This window comes from Vibrio sp. TAP-3B (assembly GCF_057784735.1).
Window position 1 is genome coordinate 1,357,789 of record NZ_CM173495.1, and the last position, 24,231, is coordinate 1,382,019.

The following is a 24,231-nucleotide window of genomic DNA, read 5'->3' on the forward strand; positions in this document are numbered from 1 at the left end:
CGTCGGTGAAGCATTTGCTTCTAACGAAGATTATTTAGTAAAACTTATAAACTGATATATAACTTATTGCCGCCAATCGCGGTAAGCTTCCCGCGTTTTATGCAGAAGATTAAGCATCATTGCCAGCTCCTCGGCTTTTTCGTCTAGCTCACCAGTTTTGGCTTTCTTATCGATAGTTACCGCCAATGCGCATAAGCGATCAGCACCAAAACTGGCCGCACTGCTTTTCAATGCGTGACTGATTTCTTTTAAATACTTCAATCGTTCTGTACCTTGATAGAGCGATAGATTCTCAATGTAAACATCCATCTCTCCCAAGAAAATATCGAGCAGAACAGGGACATTATCATGACCAATTTCCATCGACAATTCGTCTATTTTCTGCTGATTTAAGACATTCACACTCATACTTTTTGCCGCTCCTCCTTGCCGTTCCATGCTTGTAATTTGCGGTAAAGCGTCGACGGGCTAACATCAAGATACCCCGCCGCTCGAGGAATATTGCCGTCGCACACTTCTATTGCTTGCTCTATTGCCATTTTTTCTGTCATCCATAAAGGCATAATGTCAGATGCTGTCACCATCTTAGGATCGATTAATTTTGCCATGGACAACGGACGATCGAGTGGCTGATTCAGTGGCGGAGGTAGCATATCTAACGTAATTTCTTTACCGTTATTTAGAACAACGATATTACGCAATACATTTTGTAGTTGACGAACGTTGCCCGGCCATTCATAGCTATTAAATCGAGCTATCACATCTGGCGCGAAACGGATAAAATTTTTCCCCTCTTCATGCGACATGTAACCCAAAAGTGAGTACGCAATTTCAATAACATCTTCGCCACGTTCGCGTAAAGGTGGCAGATGCAATGGAATCACGTAGAGACGATAGTACAAGTCTTCACGAAACCGCCCTTCTTGTACTTCTTTCCACGGGTCACGGTTAGTCGCACACACAAAACGCACATCCACACTCTTCATTTTCGAAGAGCCGACTTTTTGGAACGTACCCGTTTGGATAAAACGTAATAACTTGGTTTGTAAGTCCAAGTCCATTTCACATAACTCATCAAGGAACAGTGTGCCACCATCAGCTAGCTCAGCAGCACCTTGACGGTCATTCGCAGCACCGGTAAACGCCCCTTTTACGTGACCGAATAACTCACTTTCGATCAAATCTTTCGGGATAGCGGCACAGTTAATAGCGATAAACGGCTTGTCTCCTCGCTTACTCGCGGCATGAATTGCTTCCGCACATACCTCTTTACCAGTACCACTTTCACCAGTAATGAAGATGCTTGCTTTACTGCTCGCTGCAGAGTCAATGGTGCGATAGACCTGTTGCATGGTTTGACTGCTACCGATGAAGCCCTGATAACTTTGGTTGCCGGGATTATCGGCCTCATTTTTTAGCTTGGTCGCTTTACGAATGGCATTATTGACCGTGACGCGTAGCCGATCAGCTTCGCATGGTTTAATCAAGAAATCTTGAGAGCCATGGCGCATTGCCTCTACCGCGGTATCGATAGAGCCATGAGCGGTCATAAAAATAATCGGTACGTCCGGGTGGCTTTTTTTAACAGCGTGTAATACATCCATCCCTGTCATATCTGGTAGACGGAGATCGAGTAAAATAAGATCTGGAATTCGATGCTTGAGACTCTCAATCGCATCTCTACCTGTACCAACAATATTAATGTCGATCCCTAAAGGGGTCAGGTATGAACGATAAAGTGCCGCAACTGATATGGTATCCTCAACCATTAACAGGTAACGAGCTTTTTGGCCTTCTGACTTTTGTTGCATAATATAGCTAATTTTTTGTTGTATTTTAAACAATAATCGCATTACGCTTTGCATTTTGCAAACAGTCTATTGAATTACGGCTAATTGAAAATATTAAAAAATGATATCAATCACTTAAAAAATGGCATAAATCATGCTGTTGTATCTGCTGACCCTCGGGTCACCTAGCCAACTGACGTTGTTAGTGAACGGCATGTTCACAAAACAAGCCAATAGACCCGACTGCCTATTGGCTTCTTTTTTCTTCTACTTTATTTATTAAGCCACAACGATCTTGCTCAAACTTGAACGATGAAGGCTAACAGACTCTGTTTAGCTGTTCGTAATAAACTGCGCTCGTAGTTTTTCAATTTCATCACGTTTTTGTGCCGCTAACTCAAATTCTAAGTCTTGTGCATGCTGGTACATAGTCGCTTCTAATCGACTGATTTCTTTTTCCAGCTGTTGTGGTGACATCACTTGGTAAGATTGAGATGGCTCCGCCACTTTCGATAATGGCACCTGCTTGGTATTACGTTGACGCTTAGATTTCGTAATACCCCCCAGTTCCATGATGTCTTTAATATTGCGTTTAAGCGCTTGCGGAGAGATACCCAGCTCTTCGTTGTAGGCTTTTTGCTTCTCTCGACGACGACTCGTCTCATCCATCGCCTTTTTCATTGAATTAGTGATTCGGTCTGCGTATAAGATAGCCCGCCCTTCAAGGTTACGTGCAGCGCGGCCAATGGTTTGAATCAAAGAACGTTCAGAACGCAAGAAGCCTTCTTTGTCTGCATCCAAGATCGCCACCAGCGAAACTTCTGGCATGTCCAAACCTTCTCGTAACAAGTTGATACCCACCAGCACATCAAACTCACCAAGACGAAGATCGCGAATAATTTCCACACGTTCTACCGTATCGATGTCTGAATGTAGATAACGCACCCGTACGTCATGCTCGTGGAGATATTCGGTTAGATCTTCTGCCATTCGTTTGGTTAATGTCGTCACCAACACACGTTCATCTTTAACCGAGCGAATACGGATTTCAGAGAGTAAATCATCCACTTGCGTCGTAACTGGACGAACTTCCAGTTCTGGATCGAGCAATCCTGTAGGACGGACAACTTGATCAGCCACCTCTCCTGCTGATTTTTCTAGCTCGTAATTCCCTGGTGTTGCAGAGACAAAAATGGTCTGTGGTGCTAAAGATTCAAACTCTTCAAATTTAAGCGGGCGGTTATCCAAAGCAGAAGGTAAGCGGAAACCAAATTCAACCAAGGTCTCTTTACGAGAACGGTCACCTTTGTACATCGCACCAATCTGCGGCACAGTCACGTGCGACTCATCGATCATCAATAAACCATCATGAGGTAAGTAGTCGAAAAGCGTTGGAGGCGGCTCACCTTCCGAGCGCCCACTAAGATAGCGAGAATAATTTTCAATACCGGAACAAAAACCCAGCTCATTCATCATTTCGATATCAAATTGAGTGCGCTGACTAATGCGCTGCTCTTCTAACAGCTTGTTGCTATCTAAAAACTGTTTTTTCCTTACTTCTAACTCGACTTTAATATGTTCAATTGCTTCAAGAATACGCTCTCGTGGAGTCACGTAGTGAGTCTTAGGATAGATGGTATAACGTGGTAAATCTCGCTGCTTAACCACGCCAGTGAGCGGGTCGAACACGCTGATGCAATCTACTTCATCATCAAACATTTCGATACGAACGGCATCTTGTTCAGATTCTGCAGGAAAGATATCAATCACTTCGCCACGCACACGGAACTGACCACGTTCGAAAGCCACGTCATTACGTGAATACTGTAACTCGGCCAAGCGGCGCAACATATCACGCTGATCGATCACATCGCCTCGACGTAAATGCAACATCATCTGGAGATAAGATTCAGGATCACCCAAGCCATAAATGGCAGAAACAGAAGCAACGATAATGGCATCTTTGCGTTCCAGTAGCGCTTTTGTGGCAGACAAACGCATTTGCTCAATATGTGCATTTACCGATGCATCTTTTTCAATAAAGGTGTCCGTCGTCGGAACGTAAGCTTCAGGTTGATAATAATCATAGTAAGAAACAAAATACTCTACAGCATTATTAGGAAAGAATGATTTCATCTCTCCGTAAAGCTGAGCAGCAAGGGTTTTATTCGGCGCCAGCAATATGACTGGTCTTTGTGCTTTTGCAATCACATTCGCTAACGTGAACGTTTTACCAGAACCTGTCACACCCAGCAGTGTTTGATGCGCTAGGCCCGCGTCTAGCCCCTCAAGCAATTGGTTGATCGCTGCCGGTTGATCTCCTGACGGTTGATAACCAGAAACCAGTTCATAGACTTTACTCATACCCTTCCTCAACTCTGCTGCTTCTCGGCTGTATATATATACACCTTAGCCAATGAAATCTACGCCTATCGAAAATTTAGCGTCTATTGTTAATAAAATTTCTTGTTTGTCTATATCGAGATAGTCTTATCTCATTCGCTCTGATATAGTATTTCGCCCTAGTTAAAGACCTCCCTTCAATTTTTAGTCTTTAGTTTCCACAGCTTTTCCCCAAAAAACACTTTAAAGTTCCTTCATCCCCAAAAGCTTAGTTTTTATTCATTTTAAATACATCTTACTTAATTTGAACAAATCACTGTTTTATTTGCGTATTTGGTGCATAAATCTACGTAAAAACCCAGCCAATACAAAACCTGTTGCATTTAATAAAAGTTTACTCAGATCTCATCAACACACTTATCCACAAATTTAGTGGATAAGTAACTACAGCTCTTTACTGGTAAGCAATACAAAAAAGTAAAGTATTCTAGATAATATTTTTTGCTAAAAATGTATTTTTTTACGGTTGACACTACTTTAGCCGCTCGGTAAGATTCTTCCCGCTTTCATACAAAACAGTTCCTCCTTAGCTCAGTTGGTAGAGCGACGGACTGTTAATCCGCAGGTCGCTGGTTCGAGCCCAGCAGGAGGAGCCAAATTTAAGAAAAAAGCTCAGTTTAAGAACTGGGCTTTTTTCTTAAATTTGGTATTTCTAACTTGAACTTAATGCAGGGTGTCTGGTTTCTACCTAATAGTCTCGCTGAGCATGGGGTTTCTAAGCTTAAAAAACACCCTATCAGAGCATAAAACAACGCCTTTTCTTCCTAGAAACCATTCACTCGACTTTTTAATTTCTCCTTCATTCATCCAGCATTCCTCTCATAGACGACTATTTTCCCATCGTGTATATAAAACCACATCGTTCACCGGTTGTTATTGGTGTCGCAAAACACGATAATATTGAGATCGGATTTTCAGAACGTAATAACTATGACCGAATATGTTTTGTTGTTAGTCGGCACTGTGCTGGTGAACAACTTTGTACTAGTGAAGTTTTTAGGCTTATGTCCTTTTATGGGCGTGTCCAAAAAACTCGAAACAGCAATAGGTATGGGCTTTGCGACAACTTTTGTCCTCACGCTTGCATCAGTGTGCGCGTATCTAGTGGAAAGCTACATACTTCGCCCACTCGGTATTGAATACCTTCGAACCATGAGTTTTATTTTGGTGATAGCCGTTGTGGTGCAGTTCACCGAAATGGTTGTGCACAAAACAAGCCCAACACTTTATCGCTTACTCGGAATTTTCTTACCGCTGATCACAACAAACTGCGCGGTATTAGGTGTCGCGCTTCTCAACATCAATGAAAACCACAACTTTATTGAATCAATTATCTACGGCTTCGGGGCCGCTGTCGGCTTCTCACTGGTGTTGATACTGTTTGCATCTATGCGTGAGCGCATTGCTGCCGCAGATGTTCCAATACCTTTTAAAGGGGCATCGATTGCAATGATTACCGCGGGTTTAATGTCATTAGCCTTTATGGGCTTTACAGGTTTGGTGAAGTAAGCGATGAGTACGATTCTAATGGCGATCATCGCGCTAGCGGTTCTTGCCGCGATTTTCGGCGCAATACTTGGTTTTGCTTCCATTCGCTTCAAAGTTGAGGCGGACCCGATTGTAGATCAAATCGATGCGATCTTACCCCAGACCCAATGTGGTCAATGTGGCTACCCTGGTTGCCGACCTTATGCAGAGGCAATTGCGAATGGTGATCACATCAACAAATGCCCTCCCGGCGGTCAAGCGACGATCGAAAAGCTAGCCGACCTAATGGGCGTTGAACCAGAAGAATCAGCGCACGATCTCGACAGCAAAATCCCAACCGTTGCATTTATCCACGAAGATATGTGTATCGGTTGTACTAAATGCATTCAGGCTTGTCCTGTTGACGCCATTGTTGGCGGTACAAAAGCTGTACACACCGTAATTAAAGACGAATGTACGGGTTGTGACTTGTGTGTGGCACCGTGTCCGACCGATTGTATTGAAATGATTCCTGTGGTCACCACCACAGAAAGCTGGAAATGGCAACTTAACTCCATTCCAGTGCTTAACATTACGGATGCTGCCGATGATGCAGTGAACGTGAAAGATTCAATTAAGTAAGGTTTCGTATGTTGTCTTTGATTGAACAAATTCGTACAGGCTCACTTTGGGATTTCCCAGGTGGTGTGCATCCGGCAGAGAACAAAGCGCAGTCCAATAAAACAGAGCTCGTCCACGCATCCATTCCATCGGAAATCGTATTACCGTTAAAACAGCACATTGGCAAAGCCGGTAACTTATTAGTTTCCGAGGGCGATGACGTTTTAAAAGGCCAACCATTAACGCAATCAGAAACAGGGTTTACCGTTCCTGTTCACGCGCCTACGTCAGGCAAAATTACTGCGATAGAGCCACGAACCGTTGCCCACCCATCAGGGCTCAGTGAGTTATGTGTTGTTATCACGCCCGACGGAAATGACACTTGGGGTGAGAAAACTCCTGTCGCCGATTACACTCAAAAATCGCCTGATTCATTAATTGATATTATTCGTCTTGCGGGTATTTCAGGTATGGGCGGTGCAGGTTTTCCAACAGCGAAAAAGATCCAATCCGGTTTCGCGCGCACCGAAATTCTTATCGTCAATGCAGCCGAGTGCGAACCATACATCACATCTGATGACAAGCTCATGCAAGAACATGCCGACGAGCTGATTCAGGGAATCGAAATTGTCGAGCATATCCTATCGCCTAAATTGACCATCATTGGTATCGAAGATAACAAACCAGAAGCCGTCAAAGCATTAGAAGCAGCCGCTCTGAATAAAGATATTGTTATTCGCGTTATTCCAACCAAATACCCTTCTGGTGGTGAAAAGCAATTGATCAAACTTTTAACCAATAAAGAAGTGCCAAGCGGCGCAATTCCGGCTGATATTGGGATTTTGGTTCAAAATGTGGGTTCTCTTTACTCTATCAAACGCGCAATCATCGATGGCGAACCGATGATAGAGCGAGTCGTTACACTCACCGGAAAAACCTTTAAACAACCACGCAACGTATGGGCGTTATTGGGCACACCGGTACAAGCATTGCTCGACGAGTTTGGCTATAAAGCAGATAAGAAGTTACAGCGCTTGATCATGGGCGGCCCAATGATGGGCTTTACCCTGCCCCACTCTCAAGTGCCTATAACCAAGACAGCAAACTGTATCCTGGCTCCGACTCGCAGAGAGATCTCACCGCACCAATATGAGATGGCATGTATTCGTTGTGGTCAATGTGCTGACGCTTGCCCTGCGTCACTGTTGCCTCAACAGCTGCAATGGTATGCGAAAGCAGAAGAATACGACAAACTCGAAGAACTTAATCTCAAAGATTGTATCGAATGTGGTGCTTGTGCATTTGTGTGCCCAAGTGAAATTCCACTCGTACAGTACTACCGTCAAGCAAAAGCGGAAATTCGAACCAGAGCACAAGAAGCGGAAGCGGCCGAACGCGCGAAGCTGCGCTTTGAAGAGAAGAAAGCGCGTATGGAGCGCGAAAAAGCAGAGCGTGAAAATCGCTTTAAGAAAGCGGCTGATCAGCGTCGTAAAGATATGAAGTCTTCCGGTGGTGATGATGCCATCGCTGCCGCTATCGCGCGTGTCAAAGCAAAAGACACAAAAATACAAGAAAAAACAGAGTCAACGGTTAAACCAGCGGTCGCCGCTGCTATCGCAAAGGCGAAGGCAAAACAAGCTGCCGCAGCTGATGCTAACTCAAGCGAGCCTGATAACTCAGAAATGGCAAAGCTGCGTGAAGAACGCAAGCGTCTGGCGCGCGAACGCAAAGCGCAGAGAGAGCAAGACGACCCCTCTGCAAATAATGCTGATGACAAGAAGTCGGCTGTTGCAGCTGCCGTTGCTCGGGCTAAAGCACGTAAAGCAAAGCAAGAAAATTCGACCGAAACGGCAAAAGCTGAGACGCCTGCTGAGCAAGAAGACGATCCGAAAAAAGTGGCGGTTGCTGCCGCCATTGCGCGTGCCAAAGCGCGTAAAGCAGAACAAGCAGACTCAACTGAAACGGAAGAAGCTCAAGCGCCTGCTGAGCAAACCGAAGATCCGAAGAAAGCCGCCGTTGCCGCTGCTATTGCACGCGCTAAGGCTCGTAAAGCGAAACAAGCAGACCCAACCGAAACGGTAGAAGCTGAAACGCCTGCTGAACAAACTGAAGATCCGAAGAAAGCCGCCGTTGCCGCTGCTATTGCACGCGCTAAGGCTCGTAAAGCAAAGCAAGAATCCGAACCCAAACCTGCTGAAGATGAAGCGCCTGCTGAGCAAGCAGACGATCCGAAAAAAGCAGCGGTGGCTGCCGCCATTGCACGCGCTAAGGCTCGTAAAGCACAGCAAGAATCCGAACCCAAACCTGCTGAAGATGAAGCGCCTGCTGAGCAAGCAGACGATCCGAAAAAAGCAGCGGTTGCTGCCGCCATTGCACGAGCTAAAGCTCGCAAAGCTCAGCAAGACGCAAATAAAAACAATACCGAGGAGAACGAGTAGTGTCGTTTTTTATTGCCAGTTCACCGCATACCCACAGCCGTCGTAGTACGCCTGATTTAATGAAATGGGTGGCACTTTGTGCACTCCCAGGTTTAGCGGCTCAGACCTACTTCTTTGGGTGGGGCACACTCATTCAGCTCATTTTTGCCATCGCTGTCGCTGTATCACTAGAAGCGTTAGTGATGATCTGTCGTAAGCGTTCACCGATGCGAGCACTGCGTGATAACAGCGCGATTGTTACCGCTTGGTTATTAGCCGTCGCAATTCCGCCGTGGTCTCCTTGGTGGATCATGGTGATCGGTTTAATCTTTGCTATCGTCATCGCGAAGCACCTCTATGGTGGCCTTGGTCAAAATCTATTTAATCCGGCCATGGTCGCTTACGTCGTTTTACTGATCTCCTTCCCTGTACAAATGACAAGTTGGAGTGCACCGACCTTACTCATCCCTGATCACGTAAACTTTGCAGACACGCTATCGCTGATTTTTACCAGTTATGATTATGATGGCTTATCGTTACAACAAGTGCGCTCAAGTGTTGATGGCGTAACAATGGCGACACCACTTGATGCATTTAAGACGGGAATCCTTACCGGAGCAACGCCAAACGAAGTGTTTTCACAACCTATATTCGGTGGCCTCGCTGGCATTGGTTGGCAATGGGTTAACCTTGCTTACTTCATTGGTGGCATGGTGATGATCAAAAAACGCATCATTCAATGGTATATTCCAGCTGGTTTCCTTGCGAGCTTGACACTATTTAGTCTAGTTTTCAGCTTACTGACTCCGGGGGAAACAGGGTCACCAATCTTCCATTGGTTATCTGGTGCTACGATGCTTGGCGCGTTCTTTATCGCCACAGACCCGGTATCAGCTTCTACCACCGTTAAAGGCCGTTTGATTTTTGGTGCGCTTATTGGCGCTTTAGTCTTCATCATTCGCAGTTGGGGCGGATTCCCAGATGGCGTTGCATTCGCAGTACTGCTCGCCAACATGTGTGTTCCGCTGATCGATTACTACACCAAACCTAGAACCTACGGTCACTGAGGTAAACATGTTAACCGCAATTAGAAAAAATGGTCTGACGCTCGCGATCTTTGCCTGTGCAACAACCGGACTGGTAGCATTCACTCAGTACCTAACCAAAGATCAAATTAAGGAACAAGAACAACAACAGTTACTCTCTGTTTTGAATCAAGTCATACCAGAGACCATGCATGACAACGCGCTAACGCAGTCATGTACTATGGTCACATCACCAGAGCTTGGTACGCTGCGTGCGATGCCGGCCTACCTCGCGTCCAAAAATGGTGTGCCGACCGCCATCGCGGTAGAATCGATTGCGCCGGATGGCTACAATGGTGACATCAAAGTTATTACTGGTATTGATAATCAAGGCAACATTCTGGGTTCTCGTATTTTAAGTCATCAAGAAACCCCAGGTCTGGGCGATAAAATTGATCTCCGTGTCACTGATTGGATTTTGAGCTTTACTGGCAAACAAGTCACGGAAAGTAACTGGGACTCTTGGAAGGTACGTAAAGATGGTGGCGACTTTGATCAATTTACTGGTGCAACGATCACCCCAAGAGCGGTCGTAAAAGTGGTGCGAAACACCGTAAACTACGTAAATCGATCTCGTGAAGAAATTCTTAGTCAGCCTTTGGACTGTGAAGGAGAGCAGTAATGAGTGACAACAAGCTGCTAATGAAAAACGGCATGTGGAACAATAACCCCGCTTTAGTACAACTATTGGGGTTGTGTCCACTGCTGGCAGTTTCATCCACTATAACAAATGCGCTGGGTCTTGGTATCGCAACACTGCTGGTATTGGTAGGATCAAATGTAACGGTGTCTCTGATTCGTAACTACGTGCCTAAAGAAATCCGTATCCCTATATTCGTGATGATCATTGCATCCCTCGTGACGTGTGTTCAATTACTCATGAATGCCTACGCGTATGGATTATACCTATCGCTTGGCATCTTTATTCCCTTAATCGTTACCAACTGCATCATTATTGGCCGTGCGGAAGCGTATGCATCGAAAAATGATGTCGTCCCTGCAACATTGGATGGCCTATGGATGGGCCTCGGTATGGCTAGCGTTTTGGTTGTGTTAGGTGCCATGCGTGAACTAATAGGTAATGGCACGTTATTCGACGGTGCAGACCTGCTTTTGGGTGACTGGGCTTCTGCATTGCGTATCCAAGTCTTCCAGTTTGATAATAGCTTCCTGTTGGCGCTACTACCTCCGGGTGCGTTTATCGGTGTCGGTCTGTTGATTGCACTCAAAAATATTATTGATAACACCATTCAAGCGCGCCAACCAAAAGAAGAAAAACCCACCATTGAACGCGCTCGTGTGACTAACACATAATAGAAGAAGAATAAAATCAAAGCTCGACTGCTAGCCGAGCCTTTTCATACACCGCGCAGACGGGATTGGAAGTCAGCAATGAATAAAATAAAAAGAATTGAAATTCTTGAACGATTACGAGAAAACAACCCAAACCCTCAAACGGAGCTGAACTGGAGTTCTCCTTTTGAACTACTTATCGCGGTACTGCTCTCAGCACAAGCCACTGACGTAAGTGTGAACAAAGCGACGGACAGACTGTTTCCTGTGGCGAATACTCCGCAAAGTATTCTCAACTTGGGTGTCGATGGTTTAAAGGATTACATCAAGACCATTGGCTTGTTTAATTCTAAAGCAGAAAACACCATCAAAACCTGTAAGATCTTGTTGGAAAAACATAATGGTGAAGTTCCTGAAGATCGCGCCGCGCTGGAAGCGCTACCAGGCGTTGGTCGTAAAACAGCAAACGTCGTGCTCAACACCGCATTTGGCTGGCCAACCATCGCCGTTGATACGCACATTTACCGCGTATCCAATCGTACTAAGTTTGCTATGGGAAAAACCGTCGACGATGTGGAAGAAAAATTATTAAAAGTCGTGCCAAAAGAGTTTAAGCTCGATGTGCACCACTGGCTCATTCTTCATGGCCGTTACACCTGTTTGGCGAGAAAGCCACGCTGCGGTAGCTGCATTGTTGAAGATTTGTGTGAGTATAAAGAGAAAGTATATCCAGACAACTAATGTTATCTAAAAATGAAAGCTAGGAGCAAAAAATGTCAAACGGTCGAATTCTCCACACTATGCTTCGCGTAGGTGATCTAGACAAATCCATCCAGTTTTACACTGAAGTGATGGGCATGCAGCTACTTCGTACCAACGAGAACAAAGAGTACGAATACACGCTTGCGTTTGTTGGTTACGGTGACGAATCTCAAGGTGCAGTGATTGAGCTGACTTATAACTGGGGTACAACTGAATATGATCTAGGTACTGCTTTCGGTCACATTGCCATTGGTGTTGATGACATCTACACAACGTGTGATGCCATCAAAACAGCGGGTGGTAATGTAACGCGTGAACCTGGTCCAGTGAAAGGTGGCAGCACACACATTGCATTCGTAAAAGACCCTGATGGTTACATGATTGAGCTTATCCAAAACAAACAAGCATCAGCGGGTCTGGAAGGCTAAGACTCACTATTTCAACTCAAGTTGAACATCGATTACAGGCAGGTCTGCGATCTGCCTGTCCTTTTATAAACAAAAGCCTTTACTTGATAATAGTTATCGTTTAGATTTATTCATACCTTCGATATGCGGGATGACGATAATGATCAGTGAATGGGAAACACATACACTTCTAGCCGATACGGCACTTCAACTAGACGACCCTGTTCGCAGCATTCTTCATTACCAGCAAGCCTTAAATCTAAGTGAAGATATCAGCGAATGCGTGGAAATTGAGGCAGACGAGCGGTTATTGATTTCAGTCATTTCTTGTCATAACTTAGCTCAGTTCTGGCGTTGGGCCGGAGACACTGACTATGAACTCAAATACCTTCAGCTGGCTTCTGAGAAAGTCTTAACGCTCATCCCACAATGCCCAAATAAAGAATGTGCAAGCTTTATCGACTCAATAGGATGTTGCACTAAGGCACTGATAGACTTCATGAAACGCCATCCTAACCCGACTATTGCTAAACAGGTTGAAAAAATCGATACCGCAACCAATTGCGAAGTGATTGCCAAATTCCGCTTAAACTAACATTCAAGTTAAACAGCAGAAAACACCGTTAAGAAACTTGGCAAAGTACAAATAGAATATTATTAACGATATCAGTAAATAAAAACGCCGGAGCTTCTAAAGCTTCGGCGTTTTATATGCATCACACTTGGGTTCGCCCTAGCGATATCACGACTCGGCGGTTTTTGTCTTTTCCTATTGGCGAGCCGTTGTCCGCTATAGGTCGACGTTTGCCGTAACCTTGCACCTGAATTCTATCTTCCGGCAGACCGAGGGACTCAAAGTAATCACGGAGTGATTCTGCGCGTCTCTCAGATAAACTTTGACTCGCACTTTTACCATCCGTTGAATCGGTGTAAGTCGCCACCAGCACGAGATCGATATCTTGATTGTATCGGATATAATCTGCAATTTGTGACAAACGCTTTTTGGATGCTTTGGTTAACTGATCACCTTGTCTTTCGTAATGCAAAATCGTAAAGGCAATATCTTCAAAGCTGTATTTCAATAAGTTGGAAATACAGTCACTGAACGCGTTGTACTTACTTTGAAACAACACGGATGACAACGCGACTTCAATTCTCTGATCTCGACTCTGCCAATCTTGGTAACTAAAGGTCGGATAGCGTCCTTTTTCCAACTCAGACAAAATGCCCCATGCAGTTTGTCCACCCACATAGCCATCAAACTGTTTAAAAAACTTTAGGTTCGTAATTCGGTCGGCATGTTCACCAGGTCGCCAAGGGGGCGGCATAGAAATAAGGCTGACGTTACGCGTTTCTCCCATCGGGCGACGCATTTTTAACTCAAAATCTAAGTTGATCTTTTTGCTCGCACGTGATGAAAACACCGCATCTCCAAAACTAGGAATGGGGTGAACAAGTTGGCATTCTAACGGCGTGTTGACCACCATTTCCCATTGAGATTGCTGTGGAGTCGCAACGTAACGTTTGCCCATCACAGCGAAACTGTTGGCGCTAAACAACGAAAGTACAACGCCACTGGTTATCAGCCATTTCTTCATCTAAGTACTATCTCTTAAGCGGCAGCCTGCTGCCGTTACTTTACATCAATTAAACTACATCAAACAGCATGCAAAAACCCCGCCATGAAGTAGCGAAATGTTAACGTGATACAAAATCCTGAATGTTGACTCTTTATGTAATGAGTCATCCACATTCATTAATTAGATGAAAATCGAATTCCGCTTTTCTCCTAAATTGCGGTTTTTCTCCTCGGTAGAATCTGCAATAATGCAGCACTCATCACACAAAAATAAGCCGACATGACAATAGAAAATGAAGCTCTGACCCTGAAAAAACGTTTTCGCGGTTATTTCCCAGTGGTCGTCGACGTTGAGACCGCTGGTTTCAATGCTCAAACTGATGCACTTTTAGAAATCTGTGCCGTCACCCTTCGCATGGATGAAGATGGTATTTTGCATCCTGCCTCTACGATTCATTTTCATGTCGAACCATTTGAGGGTGCGAACCTAGAAAAAGAGGCGCTAGAGTTTAACGGTATACGTGACCCATTTAGCCCTCTGCGTGGCGCAATATCTGAACAAGAAGCGTTAAAAGAAATCTACAAACTGATTCGTAAAGAACAAAAAACCGCAGATTGTTCGCGCGCAATCATGGTTGCGCACAATGCAGCATTCGATTTAAGTTTTGTGAATGCCGCCAATGAGCGCTGCAAGCTCAAAAGAGTCCCTTTTCATCCATTTGCTACTTTTGACACGGCGACATTGAGTGGCCTTGCTTATGGCCAGACTGTTCTCGCTAAAGCATGCAAAACGGCAGGGATGGAATTCGATAGCCGTGAAGCACATTCGGCTCTTTACGACACAGAAAGAACTGCAGAGTTATTCTGTGGCATCGTCAACAAATGGAAGGCCCTCGGCGGTTGGCCGCTTGTCGACGAAGAATAATAAATAAACACAACATATTAGGAAAAGTATGAACCCTGTCGTTATATCTGTATGCGTCATGCTCGTGTTAGCATTGATGCGCGTAAACGTGGTGGTCGCCCTCACGTTTAGTGCCATTGTTGGTGGTTTTGTATCCGGCATGAGCCTTGGGGATACCGTGGCGGCCTTTGAAAGTGGCCTTGGTGGCGGTGCAACCATTGCACTTAGCTACGCCATGCTTGGTACGTTTGCGGTTGCCATTTCTAAATCGGGCATCACTGACCTGTTGGCAAAAAGTGTTATCAAACGCTTGAATGGCAAAGAAAACACAGCCTCGACGACTGGTCTGAAGTACGCTGTATTAATTGCTTTAGTTCTGGTCACTATGTCTTCGCAGAATGTGATCCCTGTCCATATCGCTTTTATTCCAATTTTGATCCCCCCCCTTTTAGGCGTATTCGCGAAGCTTAAACTAGACCGTCGTTTGGTTGCTTGTGTTCTGACTTTCGGCCTCATTACTCCGTACATGCTCCTACCTATAGGTTTTGGGGGGATTTTCTTAAACAACATCCTACTCAAAAACCTACGTGATAATGGTTTAGAGAATATTGTTGCTGGTCAAGTGCCAACTGCCATGCTATTGCCAGGTGCCGGTATGTTGTTTGGTCTTTTATTTGCGGCTTTTGTTAGCTACCGTAAACCCCGCATTTATGAGGAAACGGAGTTAACCGTCATCCACGAAACTGAACACACTATCAACAAGCAGCACATCCTAGTGGCGGCTTTAGGTATTGTAGCGGCTTTAAGCGTTCAGCTTTACACAGGCTCTATGATCATTGGGGCGCTAGCGGGCTTTATGGTGTTTACTTTTGGTGGCGTGATTGCGTGGAAAGAGACGCACGACGTGTTCACTAAAGGTGTCCACATGATGGCGATGATTGGCTTTATTATGATCGCTGCTGCGGGTTTTGCTGCCGTAATGAAACAGACTGGTGGTGTAGAGACGCTGGTTCAATCGCTCTCAACCAGCATCGGTGACAACAAGCCACTGGCAGCTCTGTTGATGCTAATTGTTGGGCTACTAGTGACAATGGGGATCGGTTCTTCTTTCTCTACCATCCCTATTCTTGCAACTATCTATGTGCCACTCGCACTTGCATTTGGTTTCTCACCAATGGCGACGATCGCGCTAATTGGTACAGCCGCGGCATTGGGTGATGCTGGTTCACCTGCCTCTGACTCAACATTAGGTCCGACTTCAGGCCTAAACGCAGATGGGCAGCACGAGCACATCTGGGAAACGGTAGTACCGACTTTTATCCACTACAACATCCCACTAATCATCTTTGGTTGGATCGCGGCAATGGTGCTTTAATTACCGTCAGACCTTCATAACTAAAAAACCGCTCTGTTGAGCGGTTTTTTAGTTATCCGGACGTTTGCTACCTTACCTAATTACATGAAGTAACTGCTATCCTCGCTCACAAGTAAAAAGTTATTGCGCTGGCATATTGTCAATAATACGCTCACGAATTGACTTGAGCGTCGATTCTGTTGACAAGTAATCCACCTCGATGGGGAAATACGCGTCGTTAATTTGAAGAACCAAGCTAGGGTAAGAATCCACACCTAAGCTCTTTGCAAGACTCAATTGATCTTCGAACACACCTTCTAAGAAAGAGCCGTCCATGTCATTCTTGAACTGCTGAACATTCAAACCAATTTCTTTAGCTAGCTGCAAGTGAGTCGCTTCTTCATGAGGTGGCATGGCACGTAAGTAATACGCATGCTGGAGCGCTTCTAGCATCTGCTCATAAGAGTCTTGAAATCCCGCTGCGATCACCGCGCGACAAGATTGGTAAGTGCTTCTTACTGGCGTGCAAAGCTTCCAGAAATCGTAGTTAAACTTAGTACCTAATTGACTCTCAATCTTTTTCCAAACCCTTTCAAGCTTTTGTTGCATCTCTGGTGGCATTGGTAAGTTGGTACCTGGTGCAAGCCCACCCACTACATACTCGAACTGAATCACGCCGGGCAGTTGCTGTTTCAATTTATCGAGTGTTGGTTTGTAACCCCAACACCAGCTGCACATTGGGTCATGTACGTAATAAAGCTTTATATCCACTTAAAATTTCAAACCTTTAAATTCAATTACTTATCACAAAAAACTTTAAATAGTGGCGATGAAATGGCGACGTATTTTATTTTTTGTTTGCTTTGCTGTACCCTAAAAGTCTAGGTTTAATCTGGTAAAGGGTCAGGTCTTACTCACTCAATCTCCACAAAACTGAGATTTTCTCCACCTGCTGTTTACCCTATACCAACCTTTGAGCTCAATTATACTGTCTATAAAATTGAAAAACTGCTTTATATTAAAAATTCGTTCCTAAGCCAGTCATTGCAAGGCTTCACATACCATAGGAGAGATCATTAAAAATACGGACAAGATCTCCCAAATCGTGACAAAAAACAAGGAAAGCATTTAATTTCAATAAGTTAAAATTAAGGATGAGATCTTTAATGATCGTTTATTTTTCAATTCTCTGCAAAAAACTGCAATGATTGAAATTCTACATAACGCAATTTAAGCCCTTTTCAGCAGCTTTTTGCATCACTCAAAAATCCTTACAGCAAAAGGCTTTATCGCGTGTCCTACGCCTTTCCTAACCCCGTAGATTTTCACCAAATCAAAATTGCAAAAAAACTGTTCGAAAAACTGCGCAGGCGGGTGAGGAGAGTGCGAATTTTGTCACTCGATCTTTATGTTACGTGGCTCTGTGGTCGCTGCTTGTTCTTTAGTTGCGTCATTGATATTTCACTTTGATTTAATACAGAAAAAAAACGCAGCCATTTGGCTGCGTTGATGGTGAGAAAACGATATGCAGGTATTAATAAAGTACTTTAACCTGGCTTTGATCTGTAGCCGGTCACATAAATCCAGACCACCACTATTAACGAGAATACAGTGACGTTTGAAAATACGATGAAATAAAAAGTATTGAATATATTAGTATTTGCCAACACATCATCGGGCAAGCTGAAGTAGTAACCGATACTTCCTAGAACAACGATCAAGCCAGCTCCCAAAGAAGATTCAAAAAGTCTTAGCAACCATAAGTGCGAGTATTTCTGCAATTTCCTAAAATTATCCCAGCCCCAATTTCCCCAAAAAACACCAACTACCAAGTTTGCGGTTTCCAAGGTCGTAAGCCAGAAAAAATCAATACTTCCAAACTCTTTAATTCTAAAGTGACTTAACCACAGCATAAAAAAACCCATGATTAAATGCACAATAATGTATATGTAAGGTGGCATATCTTTGATATTTAACATAGTTCCGAAACAAAGAAGCATAACGCTTCGTCTACAGCCGATCGCCGTGTTCAATTCTTATATACTGCCGCCTTTTATTTATCACTTCAATTTATAATCAGCATGTTAGTGACAATATTGAGAGATAAAACGCCTTGGTAAATATCACTTCTAGGTGAGTTAAATTCGAATAATTTATAAACGACTATCGATAACACTACTATATGTACGCGTGATTATTGTATCGGCCAACTTCCGGCTGAACTGCCGCTTTCGATAATGGCTTTGGCGTTGGCTTTTATCTCATCAACAACAGCATTGGCGATAGCGGTGGCAAGTTCATCTGATTTGGCGTGAGCTCCAGATGTTACAAACCCTTGTGATTGTAGCTCTGACAAGATTCTATTTTTTAATGAAGATTTACTAAGTGCCATTATTTTCCTGCCTTGACGGTGCTAGATAAATCAGAATGCGGCAAACCAGTGAATGCACAGATGCAATCGCCCTGCACGACGCCTTTGCCGCCGTTCATGGTTATTAGGTCCGCGGTGAAGCGCATATTCTTAGCACTAGCCTGCCAGTCTTTCTCTATGGTTTCTAATCGTTGGCCCATCACCTTGAGTTTTTCGTCTTGAGCAATAACAGTGTTTCTCAGCCGACCGATCACCGTAACCAAATCACCGGCGGTCGCCGTTTGTATGTTACCTAAACTACCTAGCACAATATCATCACCGGCAATTAGGTTAATCGCGCCGAGTGCTTCAATAAGCTTTTTGCCGACCACCTCTTCAATGCTGTGCTCATCAACCATAATATGGTGTTGACCAAATTCACCACGATAGCGTTCTGCTTGGTCTAGCTTTTCGAACGCTTTTTGGTTTTGCGTTTGGTCGGTTTTCTGGATGGTATTTCCTGCTGCATCAATGCGGTTGCTTACCTCTTCACGTTGCTGTTGCAGCTGTTCCCCTGGCTCTATCGAAGGCAGTGAATATTCACGACCATACACACCGCGAATAATTGGCTTATCATTTCGGCCATAAGCAAAAGCAATCTCAACCAACGTCCCTTCTAATGGATAAGCAACCAATCCAGATTCATGCCCGCTCATGTGAACCGGTAATGGAATTGAACGATAAACCGGTACGTTACTGTCTGGCTGTAAATCCTCATCGAGGATTTGAACATCTACCGACAACCTTGGACGAAAAGGGTCCGCCAGTTGTCCTGCGGTGGCGGTATCTCTCACCGCTTCCACCCGCCCAAATTTTGGCAAATGGAAACCTGCCGCCAACTCAGGAAAATGCTGTAGTGTTTCACGCTTTTTAGGTGGCACCTCTGATTGTTCCGTTTTCAAATAAGCGGTCATTTCGTCTTGAATCAAATCAACGCGATTGACGCGCTTATCGTTCATAACTCTGCCCGGCCTAAGCATTGGAAACGGCACAAAGGTGACACTGTTACCACTTTGGCGACTAGTAAACTCTTCAGGCAATGGCATCGGTTTGTTGTTGAAATGACTATCTTGATATGAACCGAAGTAAACCACCTGATCAGTATGTTGGAACCAAACACTATCAGGAATAGAAAACGCCTTGGCGACTTGCTCTAAACATTGATAGCCCGTTCCTTGGCAAACAAAGTTTGGAATCGTGGTTTTGATGTATTCGGAATCAGGTAGGTTGAACTCAAGCCCTGTTAAATCCGAAAGAACGCCGATCACCTGCTCTGCGGTTGGGTGCTCTAGACTAACCGCCCAACGTTTGGACAAAATGCCAGCCAGTTCTTTAACCGTAATCTTATGATAGCCATTTGCTGCAGGTTGAACCTTGTCGATATAGCCCTCAAACCACGAGGCGGTTTTGTTCTCATACCCAATATCAAAACGTACAGACTCAAACTGCTCTGGTTGCTCTTTGCCTTCAATTTCGAAGATAGCGACACCACCCAGTGATAGCTTTAGGCTCACCATGTTACTGACCAGTTTTACTTCTTCGCCACTGATGAACAAGCGTTTCTCTAACTTCATTTCGTCGCTTCCTCTGCCGTGGTCAATGCCTGTTTAAGTCGAGTATTTTCTCGTTGCTCAGGCTTACTTTGCTGTTTGGCTCTTTGCTCTCGCTGCTCTGCTACGCTGTTGTGCTCTCGCAACTCAAAGGAAACATTCCAAGCTTGCAGCGTTTCATGTTCACGTGCATTTATCCGACCTGTGAATTTCACATTGCGAATTTTCAGTGCTCGCGCAATGTCATTACCAATTCGATAGACTCGCCTTGTATTGGTTTCGTCTTTGTCCGAAGCAAGCGAATACAACTGCGTGAGTGTTTCTACCTGTGTGAAAGGAACACGACCAGTGAGCGTTAACTTTTTCCCTTTATCACCTTGCTCAGCCGTATCAGTACTCGATGATTGACCACTCATGTCTTGGTCTTTTAACTCCATCGACATTTCAACTTTCATTGAGTCCAAATTAACCGCCACACCATCGAGCGCTAACATTGGCTATCTCCTAACAAAGCAATTCTTCAAAAAAGGTCATGGGTTCATGGCTGAGCAATAGACTCGCCACGGTAAATTGATGATTGTTTGGCACACCCGCTTGGTTAATTTGCGTTGCGATACTTTCAACATTACCCGCAACAGAAAACGCATAAACACTGCCCTTTAAGCGTTTCAGAGTATTAACCTGGTCTTTTATTTCATCCAATTTGTTGCTTCGCTTCACCGCTAACGCCTGCAGTTTTTTAAGCACGTGGTTGCCATCATCGGCTAACGATTCCAGTGTGGCAATTTGCGCACCCTGCCAATGCAAAGCTTCATGCAATGGATTGGCATTAAGTTTTGCCATCGGTTTAAAGCGTGGCTGAACGATTGCAGCAGGTTGGTGAAGCTTATCTTTTTCATTGGTAGTCAGTGACTGAGTCAGTCTGCTTACCTGACACCAATCAGGCAGCGGGAACACAGAAACAAGCTCAACCAATTGGTTAGCGAACTGGGTTAACTGCGACGCGGTCAACATGACGGCAACACAATAAAGATGTCCATTAGGACGATATTGGTCAGCGTGATCACGAAGCTTACTCGACAGTACTTTTATTGCCGCTTGGGGGTTGAGATAACATCCAGAGTCTAATTTGGTACCGACTTGAAACTGATAAGGTGTGGCAGAAAGCACGGTGCCAGTAACGAGCAAGGATTCAAGTTCCGCGCGCAAACCTAGCAAGACCTCGGCTTCCGTACCTAAAGCATGACGCCCGTAATTGGCGTCACTTTCAAGGCTCATCAACCGGCTAACAGCCTCATTCATCGTGGTACTGATTTTATCGGTGACCGATTGCGCGCGGCTTTGAATATCCTGCGAACGACTTGGCCAACTTAATGGCGATAATTGCCACATTAAATACTTGTCTCACTGGTCGCCGTAATGTCTATTGGCCTTTTCGGTCTTGTATCGGTTGTTACAACGCCATTTTTTACATAGTCACGTAATGTTCTTCGATAAGTTCGCCAATCTGCCTCGCTCAACGTAGCGCGAGCGTCTGAATCTTCATGAAATCGGATTTGCATATCGATGAAATCCATCTCTTGTGCTACCCATAAGTTTTCGGATTCGGCGAACATGGCGGCGGCTTCTTCTGGCGTGATAACAGGTTCCACATAATCTGAAATCTCGCCAAGTTCGCCGTTAATTGCGCGTTGAAAAGCCTCTTCTCCATGCTTTTCAGTATCAGAAGATGACATTGCGAATGGAAGCCAGTCCGTACCTAATTCACCCAAACACTGAACTTCGCACTCAATCACAGTTTTATCAGGTGATGCGTATTTTAAGTTTCTTGCTGCTGTTATTCTCATTACAAAACCCTCTGGAATAGTCCTGTTTGCACGTTAGCCATCGCATATACATACCCACGAAACGCCCATGTACCTGCTAAAGATGCTCCTTTGTAATTTCCGTATAAGGAAGACCCGTAACGAGCATGATCTCCGCTACTCGAAGAAACCACGTACAGCGTAGTATGACGGTTTACATAGCCCTGACGGTAGTAAGTTGACCCCACCCAAGCTATAAGATATGCCCCTACAGGAAACTGGGTATTTTTGTTCGCAGTACCTGAGTAAACGGTCCCAGATACCGCATCACCAACATTGACCTTGTTATTCAGTGCGGTTTGTAACCCTGATACGCTAGAAATCGCCTGTGTTCCGGTATGATTAGCACGGTTTTTTAAATGCGCATCCGATTGGTTCTTGGTTGCGCCAACGGCGATACCATTGAGCTTAGATTTATCAGCTGCGGTCATTACACCAGCTTTGCTTGTGGTGGCGGCGGGTAAAGTCGCATTACTTCCCGTAGAGCTTGTGACGGTTTGTGTAGTGGCATTCCCAGTAACCCCTAAGTTGGTGGCGGCATTAACCTGCGCCCCTGCTTGAATGCCATTGAGTTTAGATTTATCACCTGCAGTCATTACGCCAGCTTTACTTGTGGTGGCGGCGGGTAAAGTCGCATTACTTCCCGTCGAGCTTGTGACGGTTTGTGTAGTGGCATTACCAATAGCCCCTAAGTTGGTGGCGACATTGACCTGCGCCCCTACCTGAATGCCATCGATCTTTTTCTTATCAGCCGCACTCATCCACCCTGCGACGCTTTGCGTGGCACTGTTAATGTTCTTATTGATGTAGGATGCAACGGCTTGGAAGACGCGCTTAGCACTCCACAAACTGCGTAGCTCACTCTCGCCCGCTTCCGCTTGTTGCTGAGTAATAACCTCCCATACTCGCCAGTCGCTCACTGCGCCCGATGTATCTATGCCAGCCAGCCTAGCGATATAATGTTTGTGACCATACTCATCAATGTGATCGTTCAATTCACTTTCTGAGCTGCGAACGGTGGCCGTATTTTCCCAGCGAGATAGCGCACTGCCGTGACGCACAACATCCAAATACAATCCACAAGGTTTGGCACTCACAACCACCTGCGTTTGCGGCAAGGCCACACGCAACCCAGAGACATAAACCACCCCAGAATTCACGGTGTAAGTATTTGGCTCTGCTTGTTTGACCACAGAACAGCCAGAGATAAATGCTGTGTTCCCATAGTGATCGCGATTTGCCAAATGTAAGTCATCATCCATTCCCGTTAGCCGAGCATGAAAATCAATTTGCCACGTTGCTGGGTCTATATGGATATTCGCGATGGCGGCAGCACCGCTATACTCTTGTGCCACCGATTTAGTGGCGGTCATGTTAGCTTCCTTCGTTTCAGTGCTTTTATGCACAATTAAACCGCAGGAATTCGCCACATGTTTGTCATGCAAGTAAATCGCATTAAAGGTAAAGCTAGCGGTAGTCGCTAAGAGGATCACAGAGTACACCAACGTGTTACTGTTCAAACGGGCGGCTTGGTCCACTGACTGACGATGCACAACATAAGCTTCATCAGGTAAACCTTGAGTACGTGCTATCGGTATCTCTGGGTCTAGATCTGGAATGTAAGCGAACACGAACTCATTCATATTCGGCGCACCGCCTGCCGTGATTTTATCCAGTAGATACCGCTCAAACTCTAAAGGGATAATGGTTTGGGTCATTAAATCTTACTCCTGTAGTTTTGCGCTAAACAGCTGTTGGCTATGGCTAAACTGAGCCGTCCGTAAGTGCAACTCAATGGGATACCACACCTCGAAACGGTAACGGCGGCAGGATCTTCCATACTGTTCAATCAAGGTCTGGGCTAACTTACTGCTTTTGGATATGTCACCATCGGTAAGTTCGATAGTGCATACATCCCAATTCATCGCATCTTCACGTTCTTTGAACGCCACAATGCCGATCCCTAACCGTTCAAAAATCCGTTTGAAGCCTGAGACACTACCGGCATCCTTGGCATTTAATGCCGCGAATTTCACTCGCTTACGAAACAGTGACAGCGGCTCACCTTCAAAGCGGGTAATGTCTCTATCCCAAGCCATTAGCTCCAAGGTGTTTTCGCTGCATGTCAGCGCATCCATTTGGCGAAGCGGAAACAACAGCCAACCCCGAACCATTTGAAAAAAGGCAAATACCCCTTTTGATAAAAAGTGCGGCTCTTTGATTTCTTCCGATGTAGTGCTGCCGTCTTGCCACCAAGGGATAACTATTTCTGGTAACTCTGGGGCGTGTTGTTTTGGGTTGTCGCTTTGATATTCAAACATGGC

The 24,231-nt window shown here is 45.0% G+C and carries 24 protein-coding genes and 1 tRNA gene; 12 read left to right on the forward strand and 13 right to left on the reverse strand.

Annotated elements, in window-relative coordinates; all coding sequences use genetic code 11:
* Nucleotides 1-63 precede the first annotated feature (63 nt).
* From luxU to uvrB, 3 genes are all read right to left on the reverse strand, one after another.
* Nucleotides 64-408, reverse strand: a complete 345-nt coding sequence (luxU, locus tag AC3D28_RS06325) for a quorum-sensing phosphorelay protein LuxU (RefSeq protein WP_488535911.1) — start codon at nt 406-408, stop codon at nt 64-66.
* A complete protein-coding gene (luxO, locus tag AC3D28_RS06330; protein WP_488535912.1) occupies nt 405-1,811 on the reverse strand; it encodes a quorum-sensing sigma-54 dependent transcriptional regulator LuxO in 1,407 nt (468 codons plus the stop codon). The genes luxU and luxO overlap by 4 nt, the downstream gene beginning before the upstream one ends.
* Nucleotides 1,812-2,123: 312 nt before the next feature.
* Nucleotides 2,124-4,154, reverse strand: a complete 2,031-nt coding sequence (gene uvrB / locus AC3D28_RS06335; RefSeq protein ID WP_488535913.1) for an excinuclease ABC subunit UvrB — start codon at nt 4,152-4,154, stop codon at nt 2,124-2,126.
* Between the two features lie 559 nt (nt 4,155-4,713).
* Between uvrB and AC3D28_RS06340 the strand changes: the two genes are divergently transcribed.
* The 10 genes from AC3D28_RS06340 (at nt 4,714) to AC3D28_RS06385 (ending at nt 12,840) form a co-directional block, all read left to right on the forward strand.
* A tRNA-Asn gene (locus AC3D28_RS06340) sits at nt 4,714-4,789 on the forward strand.
* 334 nt (nt 4,790-5,123) lie between these two features.
* A complete protein-coding gene (rsxA, locus tag AC3D28_RS06345; RefSeq protein ID WP_098415220.1) occupies nt 5,124-5,702 on the forward strand; it encodes an electron transport complex subunit RsxA in 579 nt (192 codons plus the stop codon).
* Between the two features lie 3 nt (nt 5,703-5,705).
* Nucleotides 5,706-6,302 (forward strand): electron transport complex subunit RsxB, encoded by a 597-nt coding sequence (gene rsxB / locus AC3D28_RS06350; protein ID WP_488535914.1) that lies wholly within the window; start codon nt 5,706-5,708, stop codon nt 6,300-6,302.
* 8 nt (nt 6,303-6,310) lie between these two features.
* Nucleotides 6,311-8,719, forward strand: a complete 2,409-nt coding sequence (gene rsxC / locus AC3D28_RS06355; protein ID WP_488535915.1) for an electron transport complex subunit RsxC — start codon at nt 6,311-6,313, stop codon at nt 8,717-8,719.
* Nucleotides 8,719-9,765 (forward strand): electron transport complex subunit RsxD, encoded by a 1,047-nt coding sequence (gene rsxD, locus AC3D28_RS06360; RefSeq protein ID WP_488535916.1) that lies wholly within the window; start codon nt 8,719-8,721, stop codon nt 9,763-9,765. Before rsxC ends, rsxD begins: the two co-directional genes overlap by 1 nt.
* A 7-nt stretch (nt 9,766-9,772) precedes the next feature.
* Complete coding sequence (gene rsxG, locus AC3D28_RS06365; RefSeq protein ID WP_488535917.1) at nt 9,773-10,405, forward strand: electron transport complex subunit RsxG; 633 nt, start codon at nt 9,773-9,775, stop codon at nt 10,403-10,405.
* Complete coding sequence (locus AC3D28_RS06370; protein WP_488535918.1) at nt 10,405-11,097, forward strand: electron transport complex subunit E; 693 nt, start codon at nt 10,405-10,407, stop codon at nt 11,095-11,097. Before rsxG ends, AC3D28_RS06370 begins: the two co-directional genes overlap by 1 nt.
* Nucleotides 11,098-11,175: 78 nt before the next feature.
* Nucleotides 11,176-11,817 carry an endonuclease III gene (nth, locus tag AC3D28_RS06375; RefSeq protein ID WP_488535919.1) on the forward strand — a complete coding sequence of 214 codons (642 nt, stop codon included), beginning with the start codon at nt 11,176-11,178 and terminating at the stop codon, nt 11,815-11,817.
* Nucleotides 11,818-11,849: 32 nt separating this feature from the next.
* Nucleotides 11,850-12,266: a lactoylglutathione lyase gene (gloA, locus tag AC3D28_RS06380; RefSeq protein ID WP_488535920.1), complete on the forward strand. Its 417-nt coding sequence runs from the start codon at nt 11,850-11,852 to the stop codon at nt 12,264-12,266.
* 139 nt (nt 12,267-12,405) lie between these two features.
* Complete coding sequence (locus AC3D28_RS06385) at nt 12,406-12,840, forward strand: DUF2753 domain-containing protein (RefSeq protein ID WP_488535921.1); 435 nt, start codon at nt 12,406-12,408, stop codon at nt 12,838-12,840.
* 121 nt (nt 12,841-12,961) lie between these two features.
* On the opposite strand, the gene motY is transcribed toward AC3D28_RS06385, so the two are convergent.
* Complete coding sequence (gene motY, locus AC3D28_RS06390; RefSeq protein ID WP_098415211.1) at nt 12,962-13,843, reverse strand: flagellar protein MotY; 882 nt, start codon at nt 13,841-13,843, stop codon at nt 12,962-12,964.
* A 261-nt stretch (nt 13,844-14,104) separates the two neighbouring features.
* Between motY and rnt the strand changes: the two genes are divergently transcribed.
* Nucleotides 14,105-14,749, forward strand: a complete 645-nt coding sequence (rnt, locus tag AC3D28_RS06395) for a ribonuclease T (RefSeq protein WP_488535922.1) — start codon at nt 14,105-14,107, stop codon at nt 14,747-14,749.
* A 28-nt stretch (nt 14,750-14,777) separates the two neighbouring features.
* Nucleotides 14,778-16,103, forward strand: coding sequence for a Na+/H+ antiporter family protein (locus AC3D28_RS06400; RefSeq protein WP_488535923.1), 1,326 nt, complete (start codon nt 14,778-14,780; stop codon nt 16,101-16,103).
* A 120-nt stretch (nt 16,104-16,223) separates the two neighbouring features.
* Here AC3D28_RS06400 and AC3D28_RS06405 read toward each other — a convergent pair whose 3' ends face one another.
* From AC3D28_RS06405 to AC3D28_RS06445, 9 genes are all read right to left on the reverse strand, one after another.
* A complete protein-coding gene (locus AC3D28_RS06405) occupies nt 16,224-16,853 on the reverse strand; it encodes a DsbA family protein (protein ID WP_488535924.1) in 630 nt (209 codons plus the stop codon).
* 776 nt (nt 16,854-17,629) lie between these two features.
* Nucleotides 17,630-18,061, reverse strand: a complete 432-nt coding sequence (locus AC3D28_RS06410; RefSeq protein WP_488535925.1) for a hypothetical protein — start codon at nt 18,059-18,061, stop codon at nt 17,630-17,632.
* 215 nt (nt 18,062-18,276) lie between these two features.
* A complete protein-coding gene (locus AC3D28_RS06415) occupies nt 18,277-18,474 on the reverse strand; it encodes a hypothetical protein (protein WP_488535926.1) in 198 nt (65 codons plus the stop codon).
* Nucleotides 18,474-20,066, reverse strand: coding sequence for a hypothetical protein (locus tag AC3D28_RS06420; RefSeq protein WP_488535927.1), 1,593 nt, complete (start codon nt 20,064-20,066; stop codon nt 18,474-18,476). Before AC3D28_RS06420 ends, AC3D28_RS06415 begins: the two co-directional genes overlap by 1 nt.
* Nucleotides 20,063-20,536: a baseplate complex protein gene (locus AC3D28_RS06425; RefSeq protein WP_488535928.1), complete on the reverse strand. Its 474-nt coding sequence runs from the start codon at nt 20,534-20,536 to the stop codon at nt 20,063-20,065. Before AC3D28_RS06425 ends, AC3D28_RS06420 begins: the two co-directional genes overlap by 4 nt.
* A gap of 10 nt (nt 20,537-20,546) precedes the next feature.
* Nucleotides 20,547-21,434 (reverse strand): hypothetical protein, encoded by an 888-nt coding sequence (locus AC3D28_RS06430; RefSeq protein WP_488535929.1) that lies wholly within the window; start codon nt 21,432-21,434, stop codon nt 20,547-20,549.
* The gene (locus tag AC3D28_RS06435) at nt 21,434-21,889 is read right to left on the reverse strand and encodes a hypothetical protein (RefSeq protein ID WP_488535930.1); all 456 of its coding nucleotides are present in this window, start codon (nt 21,887-21,889) and stop codon (nt 21,434-21,436) included. Before AC3D28_RS06435 ends, AC3D28_RS06430 begins: the two co-directional genes overlap by 1 nt.
* The gene (locus AC3D28_RS06440; protein ID WP_488535931.1) at nt 21,889-23,625 is read right to left on the reverse strand and encodes a phage tail-collar fiber domain-containing protein; all 1,737 of its coding nucleotides are present in this window, start codon (nt 23,623-23,625) and stop codon (nt 21,889-21,891) included. The genes AC3D28_RS06435 and AC3D28_RS06440 overlap by 1 nt, the downstream gene beginning before the upstream one ends.
* A 6-nt stretch (nt 23,626-23,631) precedes the next feature.
* Nucleotides 23,632-24,228 (reverse strand): phage tail protein, encoded by a 597-nt coding sequence (locus AC3D28_RS06445; protein WP_488535932.1) that lies wholly within the window; start codon nt 24,226-24,228, stop codon nt 23,632-23,634.
* Nucleotides 24,229-24,231 lie beyond the last annotated feature (3 nt).